Here is a 7,767-nt window from a genome sequence, read left to right as displayed (position 1 = left end):
TGACCAGACCCTGACACCGGCGCTGCGGCCTCCCACTGTCCGGCGGACGCGCTCTGACCTCTGGTCAGGCGACCTTCTGCTGAGCGGGGATGTCCTATCGCTACCGGGCGGCCCGGTAGCTGCCGCGATTGGCGGCCATTATCGCGAAGAGGACCTGACCAGCGATGTCGCCGGCGGCAGCGTCGAGAACCAGGCGACCCGGACGGTCGGGGCGATCTATGGCGAACTCGGCATTCCGGTCGTGGGCGAGGCGAACACGGTGCCGGGCATCCGGCGGCTCGAGTTCAACCTTTCGGGCCGGCTGGACGATTATTCGGATTTCGGGACCACGTTCAATCCCAAGATCGGGGCCCTGTGGTCGCCTGTTGATGGACTGAACCTGCGCGGCACGTTCAGCGAATCCTTCGCGCCGCCTGCGCTCGGGCGGGTCGGTGACCTGAGACGGACGGCGGATGTCTATCCCTATGCCTTTGTCAGTGCCGGCGTGGGGCGCCTGCCAGCCGATCCGGCATTACTCGCGACCGATTACATGTATGTCACCGGCACCGCCGGCGACCTCGACCCGGAAACCTCGCGCACCTACACGTTCGGGTTCGATTACCAGATCGATCGCGGCAACACGCACTGGGCGCTCAAATCGACCTATTATGACATTGCCTTTGAGGGCCGTCTGGGGACGACGCCGCTTCCGGGCGGATTGCCCGCCGTGTTCGCTCCTTTCATCCACGATACCGACCCTGCGGGCCTGCCGGACGGAACAGTCATCTTCTTCCCGTCGGGCGCCGAACTCGACCGTCTCCTGTCGGCCCTGACCCGGCCGGTCAGCTTCTTGGTCGGGTCGCAGGACCTGGACAATATCGGGGTCATCAACAATGCCGCAGTTGTCCGCAATCTCGCCGCGACCGAGACAAGTGGTGTCGATGTCCAGCTGGACTATGAGACAGATACAAGGATGGGGGCTGTTTCGGCAGGCCTGAGCGCGAACTATATCTTCGACTTCACCCAGCAGGCGTCGGCATCGACGCCAGTGGTCGACCGCCTGAACACGTTCGTCAATCCGGTCGACCTGAAGGTCAGGGGCCATCTGGGCCTGTCGCGGGGCGGGCTGTCGGGCCATGCCTTCGTCAATTACCTCGATGGGTACAGCACCAACAATACGGCCTCAGCCCAGCCGATCGATGCATGGACCACGGTCGACCTCTCCGTTTCCTATGCTTTCGATGCAGGGCAGGGCGGCTGGCTCGACGGAACCCAGCTCAATCTGTCAGTCAGCAACCTGTTTGATACGCCGCCGCCTGACGCGCCGACGACGGGCGGTCTCAGGCTTGTCGGGTTCGATCCGACAAATGCCTCGCCGCTGATGCGGTTCGTGGCGGTTGAAGTCCGACGCGTCTTCTGATGCAGGGCATCCGGCGGGTCGTGAGAATCCCCTTCAACGGCCCGCCGGTATCGCCTCGCCATTGGGGCGGTGGACTTGAGCAGATGTACACAAGAGTAGAAGGACTTACATTAATGGCGCGCAGATATCTCCCTGGCGTGCGGGCCATCGTGTCTGCCGGCCTGATCATTGCGCTGGCAGGCTGCGTCTCCGGCGCGGCCGAGCCACGTCATTTCGGCCTGGGCGACCTGATGCAGATCGAAGGCTATGGGTCGGCGGTCGCAGACCCGTCCGGACGCTGGCTGGTCTATGAGCAGGTCCGTCCGTACGGGACTTATGATGATTACAGTTTCCGGACCTATGCCTATGAGAAGTCCGGCCATCAATTGTGGCGCTACGATCCGGCATCGGGCGCGGCGCCTGAATTGCTGCCGGGGCTGGACCCGGCGCCACACAGCTACCAGCAGGGGTTCTCGCCATCCGGGCGCTTCCTCCTGGTCATGCAATACCGTTTCGGCGACCTGTCGATCGGCGCCTATGACATGGTCACCGACACATACCGGCGTTTCGGCCCGGTTCCGGCCTTCAGCCGGGGCGGCGAGCACAATCCGGTCTGGATATCCGATGAGGCCTTCGTATATGCGGCCCTTGCCGATGGCGAGCAGCCTGCTGGCACGAGTGTGCGCGCCCATACAGGCCAGGTATTGGCGCAGGCCTGGGACGATTCCTGGCGCGGCGCAGGCGTCACGGCGAACGAGGTCCGCACCACGATTGCAGACGTTTCGGACCAGCAGGCGCCGGGTCGGCTGATCCGCGCCAATGCACGGACCGGTGAGACCACGCAACTGGCCGACGGGCTGTTCGCCGACCTGCGCGTTGCACCCGGCGGACGATACCTGGCCGGGCTGTCCGTGTCCCTCCCGCGCCCGAGCCGGGCTGGCAGCCTGGTCGAGCAGGATCTTCGCCGGTATCGCCTCATGCTGTTTGATCTCGTTTCTCACCAATCACGACCGCTTGCGCCGGGTCTGGAATTCTTTCCCTACACGCTCGCCTGGTCGGATGACGGCGAGCGGCTGGCGGCGTTTGGCTGGCGTCCGGACGAAGACGCACGCAATGGCCGATTCTACGCGGCGGACATCCGGACGGGCAAGGTAATGTCTTACGCGCATGACGGACTGGACCTTGTTTCCGAGCGGGAACGCGGCTGGCGCCAGCGCCCGGAGCGCGCGGCCTTTCTCGGGCCTGATCTTGCTGTCTTTGCGCGGCCCCTGCCGCCGGGAGAGGACCAGGCCGCACGGTTCAGGTTCAAGGACATCAGGGGCGGCGGCGCGATGCGGGCCGACTGGTATGCCCTGTCGGCAAAGGGGGGGGCGACCAATCTGACCACCGGACTGGCCGACCTGTCCCCGCAATTATTGCGCGCGACGGCAGGCCAGCTCACCGTGCTGGCCGCGGATGGGATCTACACGGTGGACACAGATGGCGGCCGGAAGCGCCTGACACCTGACCTTCCAGGCCGTTTCAGGTTCCGGACACCGGGAACCTTCGCGACGCGTAGCAGCGTCATCCGGCCGGACTTTCCAGGCCAGGCATTGGTCGAGGTCACGGGTGACGGGCCGGCGCGGATCGTGATGGTCGACCTGGCAGGCAGCAAGCCGCCCCTGATTGTCGACTCGCCCGCTGGTGGCGCTGAGCCGCTGGCCGGCAGCCATGCGTCGGGGTCCGTCCTGTTTCGCACCGAGACCGGTCCTGTATCGCATTTGCAGGTCGCCAGCGTCGGCGCGAAGGGCACATTGCGCGAGATATCACGGATCAACACGCATCTTGACGGGATCGATTTCGGACGCTGGCAGGTGGTGTCCTATCAGGTCAGCGATCCGGAAGGACTTTTGCCGGGTCGCACCGTCCGAAGCTGCGTCCTGCTCCCACCTGGCTATAATAGTGAAGCGCCGCCACCCCTTATCGTAGAGATCTATCCGGATGTCGGACCGAACTGCCTGTCCGGTGGGCCATCCATGGCCTATCCCGATCCGGATTCTGCCTATCTTTGGGCCGGGCAAGGGTTTGCCTATGCGCGGCTCACGACACCGCGTGATCTCATCCGGACGCGTGAAGGGCCGATTGCCGGCATGGCTGCGGTCGTTGATGCCGGCGTCACGGCGCTGATCGACCAGGACCTGGCGGATCAGGGCCGTATGACGCTCTACGGGTTCAGCCAGGGCGGCGTTTCTGCGCTCTTTGTTGCAGCGAAGTCGCCGCGCTTCCGGGCCGTGATTGCCAAGAACAGCTTTGCCGACCTGTTCAGCCATTATTTTTCAGGATCAGGCGTTTATGCGTACCTGTATGAGTCCTTTGGGGCCTTCCTGTCCTATGATTCTGTCGCCGGCAGCGATTTCGGCATCGGCCGGACGCCGTTCGAGGACCCGGACGCCTATATTCGCAACAGTCCAGTCTTCCTCGCGCCTGCGATCGACATGCCCGTGCTCCTGATCCATTCCGATATGGACGGGTTCGGACTGTCCCAGTTCGACGAAATGTATGGCGCCTTGCAGCGGGCCGGCAAGGAGGCCCGCTATGTCCGCTATTGGGGAGAGGGGCACGGGCCCTCATCGCCTGCCAATATAAGGGACTTGTGGGCGCGCCAGATGGCCTTTCTTCGCGACGCCGGTGCAGCCCCCTAGCGGGGCGAGGGCGCGGCGACAGGCTGGGATTCTACTCTGCGCTAGCATGACTTTTTTGAAAAGCTGGAGTGGAAATTGAGCGAACTTGCCGAGTTCGAGAACGCCAGGATGTCCGCACATCTGAGCGTGATCGGGAACGCTTTCAAATGACCCCGCAAAAATCACCGGAACCCGCACGGTGTCGATTTCTAACGACCGTAGTGACCCCCCACCGGCTCACCTCACGTCACACTTGACGCGCACCCTTTTGCGTTTTGGGATTGTTGTTGAAACAGGTATTGAAATTGACCGAAGGAACAGGCGCGACCATCATGTCCATCAAACCCGACAAAAAAGAGCGATCCCCCAATGATGTCGACAGATTGGTGGGCCGGAATGTCCGGCGTCTGCGTACCGAACGCGGGCTGACCCTGGTTGATTTGTCCGCCGCGCTGAAAATCAGTCACCAGCAATTGCAGAAATACGAGACAGGCGCGAACCGGCTCAGTGCAGGCATGATAAGCAATCTGTCCGAAGCCCTGTCGGTTCCCATCGAGACGCTGTTCGTCAGGCCAGGTCAGCCGGCACGTGGACGCAGCCGTTCACAATCGGGGGCCTTGGACGCATTGCGCCAGCAGGGCCTTTTCTGCCTGGAACGGACAAGGTCGGAATCAACGCTCCAAAAGATGGTCGACATCCTCAAGATCCTGGCCTCTAAACCCTGAGCAGCGGATCGGTCCCGGCCGCGCGGCTCCCATGGGCCTGATGAACTGCCGTCAGAGGCAAGTCATCAACACGCCGGAACGAGTTCTTGTTTAAATTGATTTCGATTTCTATTAGACGGGATGCAAAAGGAGTGCATCCATGCGTGACTATGATGGCGCGGTCGTCCTGGACGCGATCAGGCAGATCCAGCAGACATCGACAACCGAAGCGGTGGTTTCGGCGCTTGGCGGTTTTATTGCGCCATACGGGTTCGAGCGAATATTCCTCGGCCAGCTCGTCAATCCCGCAAACGTGGCGCTCAAGAACATTCTCTACCTGTCCGACTGGCCCGATGAATTGCAGGCGCGCCGCCGGCAGCAGATGGCAGTCTTGCACGATCCGATCGCCATCTGCGCGTTGAGGTCCAAGCGTCCTTTCAGCTGGGCTGAAGCCCGGGCGCATGCGAGCCGCGCCGGCAGGATGGTCGTGGACATGGTGCATGATTACGGCATGTCCCATGGCATCATGTTCCCGATGCATGCCCTGGACAGTATTTCCGGAGGCGTGTCGCTGGGGGGACGTAACCGGCCGGAGCTTTCACCTGTCCAGGTATCGGAACTCGAGATTGTCTGCCAGGCCGCCTATTATCACCTTGAAGACATGCTGGGACCGTTTCCCTACCAGAAGCTCGCCGAACTGACCCCGCGTGAAACCGAATGCGTTCAGTTTGCGGCCGCCGGAAAGTCGAATTGGGAGATCGCCCGCATTCTCGGGATCAAGGAAGACACGGTCAAGAAGACGCTGGGCCGTGCGAGCGCCAAGCTCGAGACTGTGAACCGGGCCCATCTTGTCGCGACCGCGATTGCCGGCAGCAAGATTTTCCCCTGACAAGTCCCTGAACGGGGACATGAACTGTCCGCGCCTTGGCTAGATGATGGAGCTCCAACAGTCGGAGGCCCATTCATGTTCACCATCATCACGCCAAAGAACCGGCATCAGTATGAGGATGTCCTGACCGACATGCACCATATGCGCTACCGCATCGTCGTCGGCGAATGGGGCTGGGATATCCCGGGACTCGCGCCCGGGTGCGACAAGGACCAGTTTGACACCGCGAAGACGGTCTATGTGGTCGTCAGGAGCGCCAATGGCGCTGTGATCGCAACCGTCCGCGTCAATCCGACAACGGGTCCGCACATGCTCAGCGAGCTGTTTGCCGATTATTGTGACCTCCAGCCTTTTCCGGTCGGACAGCATGTCTGGGAGTGCTCACGGTTCGTGACGGACAGGGCCGCCATGGCCGACCGGGTGGATGATCTCCGTGTGCGATGCCAGCTCGGGATTGGCCTGACGGTCTATTGCCTTGATCATGGTATCAATCGCCTGAGCTGGCTCACCCATCAGAAATTCTACAACCTGGTCCAGCAGGTCTGGCGGACTGAACCCCTTGGCCTGCCAAAGCGATCAGACGGCGACTGGGCATGGATCGCGGCTGTCTCGGAAATAGATCTTGCCGCGCTCGATCGACAGCTTGACCGACACCGGAATGCTGAATCGATTGTTGCAGGATATACGGGAGCAAAACGTGTAGCGGCGCAGGCGAGAAGCGCATGACCGCGCGTCCGGACCGGCCTGTTTCGCCCGCTGACCGCGCCGCCTTCGACCGGGACGGCGTCGTCTGTCTGCGCAAAGTCCTGACAGACACGGAGATAACGCATTTGCGCGATGCCGTAGACCGGCAATTGGCTGGATTGGGACAGACGACAACCGGTTATGATTTTGAAGACCTGGCACGCCAGATCTGGCATCCCGCTCGAAGCATGGACACGGGCGCAGCCGAGCGCTTCGACATGCAGATGATGAAGGACATGATTCTGGATGACCCCGAGGCGCGACCGCTCCGCGAAACCGACGCGTTCGACGCAGCAGGTGTCTTCTTCTACGACGCAGCTGCCTGGAAGTCTGACGGTGGCGTGCGCAAGGTGGCGTTCGATTCCCGACTTCCCGAAATTGCCGCAGAACTGCTCGATGCGCGCTATGTGAATTTCTGGGAGGACACCACTTTCGTCAAAGGGCCGCACACGCGCCAGAAAACCGCCTTCCATCAGGATCTCGCCTATTTCCAGATTTCGGGGACACAATGTGTCGTGGTCTGGATCGCACTGGACCCTGTGACCCATGACAATGGCCGCATTCAATATGTTCGCGGGTCTCACCGGTGGGGCGAGACCTATGCGCCTAACGTGTTTGTCTCCCAGACCCCGTTCCGCTCGTCACCAGAGCGCAGGTGCCCTGACATTGAAAGCGCGCCAGACGCTTATGACATTGTGGCATTCGATGTGATGCCGGGTGATGTCATCATTCACCATGTCATGACCTTGCACGGGTCCGGGGGAAACCGATCGGATCGGTGGCGCCGGGCCATGTCGCTGCGTTATTGCGGCGACCAGGTCCGCTATTTCGACCGGCCCGGGGCAATCCCGCAAGTCGGCGTCGCCCACGACCTGAGGGATGGCGACAGACTGCTTTCTGCCGACTATCCGATCGTCTGGCCCAAACCATGGCCGGATCTTAGACTCGCAGACGTGTACGAATGTCTTGGTCCGGGTGCTTCTTCTTCAGAAACTTGAGGCAGTCAAATAGATGAACCAACGGGAATAGCGCAGGTTGTTATAAGGGGGCCGGATAACCGTCTTGGCAGGGGGGCTGGACCTAACCAGGCAATCTTAAAAAAAAGCGAATGGAGTGTCCAAATAAACGGCTCGGATAAAGGGGCTGGTTCAGGAGCAGGAGTGATTGGCAAAATCCGACGAGACAGTATGGCGCCGAGTAGACCTCGATCTCTCGCAAGACACGCCAAATACGCATGGCTCACTGGCGCGTGATCGATGATGTTTAATAAACGTTGTGAATATCTGGTCTAGCGAACTTGCACTGAGTCATTGATTTTAATGCATCTGACCGCACCCGTTTTTCTTCTGTTCGTCTTTGTAAACAGACGGTCGGGCGTTATCTGCTTTTGAA

6 protein-coding genes are annotated in these 7,767 nt (G+C 61.1%); all 6 read left to right on the top strand.

What is annotated here, in order from left to right:
- Positions 1 to 1,399, top strand: a 1,399-nt coding sequence (locus AADA04_RS04355) for a TonB-dependent receptor (RefSeq protein WP_340692018.1), incomplete at its 5' end; no start/stop codon positions are given.
- 113 nt (positions 1,400 to 1,512) lie between these two features.
- Entirely contained in the window at positions 1,513 to 4,059 is a 2,547-nt protein-coding gene (locus tag AADA04_RS04350) for a prolyl oligopeptidase family serine peptidase (protein ID WP_340692017.1), read from the top strand.
- 266 nt (positions 4,060 to 4,325) lie between these two features.
- Positions 4,326 to 4,763, top strand: a complete 438-nt coding sequence (locus AADA04_RS04345; protein ID WP_340692016.1) for a helix-turn-helix transcriptional regulator — start codon at positions 4,326 to 4,328, stop codon at positions 4,761 to 4,763.
- 139 nt (positions 4,764 to 4,902) lie between these two features.
- Entirely contained in the window at positions 4,903 to 5,631 is a 729-nt protein-coding gene (locus tag AADA04_RS04340) for an autoinducer binding domain-containing protein (RefSeq protein ID WP_340692015.1), read from the top strand.
- Between the two features lie 75 nt (positions 5,632 to 5,706).
- Complete coding sequence (locus AADA04_RS04335) at positions 5,707 to 6,357, top strand: acyl-homoserine-lactone synthase (protein ID WP_340692014.1); 651 nt, start codon at positions 5,707 to 5,709, stop codon at positions 6,355 to 6,357.
- Positions 6,354 to 7,373: a phytanoyl-CoA dioxygenase family protein gene (locus tag AADA04_RS04330; RefSeq protein ID WP_340692013.1), complete on the top strand. Its 1,020-nt coding sequence runs from the start codon at positions 6,354 to 6,356 to the stop codon at positions 7,371 to 7,373. The genes AADA04_RS04335 and AADA04_RS04330 overlap by 4 nt, the downstream gene beginning before the upstream one ends.
- Positions 7,374 to 7,767 lie beyond the last annotated feature (394 nt).

The organism is Hyphomonas sp. (genome assembly GCF_037969335.1).
Lineage (GTDB): Bacteria > Pseudomonadota > Alphaproteobacteria > Caulobacterales > Hyphomonadaceae > Hyphomonas.
This window is presented reverse-complemented; position numbering and strand designations above follow the sequence as displayed.

What these genes read in the sequence shown, in the direction of transcription:
- AADA04_RS04350 (WP_340692017.1), top strand. Translation starts at nt 1,513, where the DNA reads ATGGCGCGCAGATATCTCCCTGGCGTGCGGGCCATCGTGTCTGCCGGC.
- AADA04_RS04340 (WP_340692015.1), top strand. Translation starts at nt 4,903, where the DNA reads ATGCGTGACTATGATGGCGCGGTCGTCCTGGACGCGATCAGGCAGATC.
- AADA04_RS04335 (WP_340692014.1), top strand. Translation starts at nt 5,707, where the DNA reads ATGTTCACCATCATCACGCCAAAGAACCGGCATCAGTATGAGGATGTC.
- AADA04_RS04330 (WP_340692013.1), top strand. Translation starts at nt 6,354, where the DNA reads ATGACCGCGCGTCCGGACCGGCCTGTTTCGCCCGCTGACCGCGCCGCC.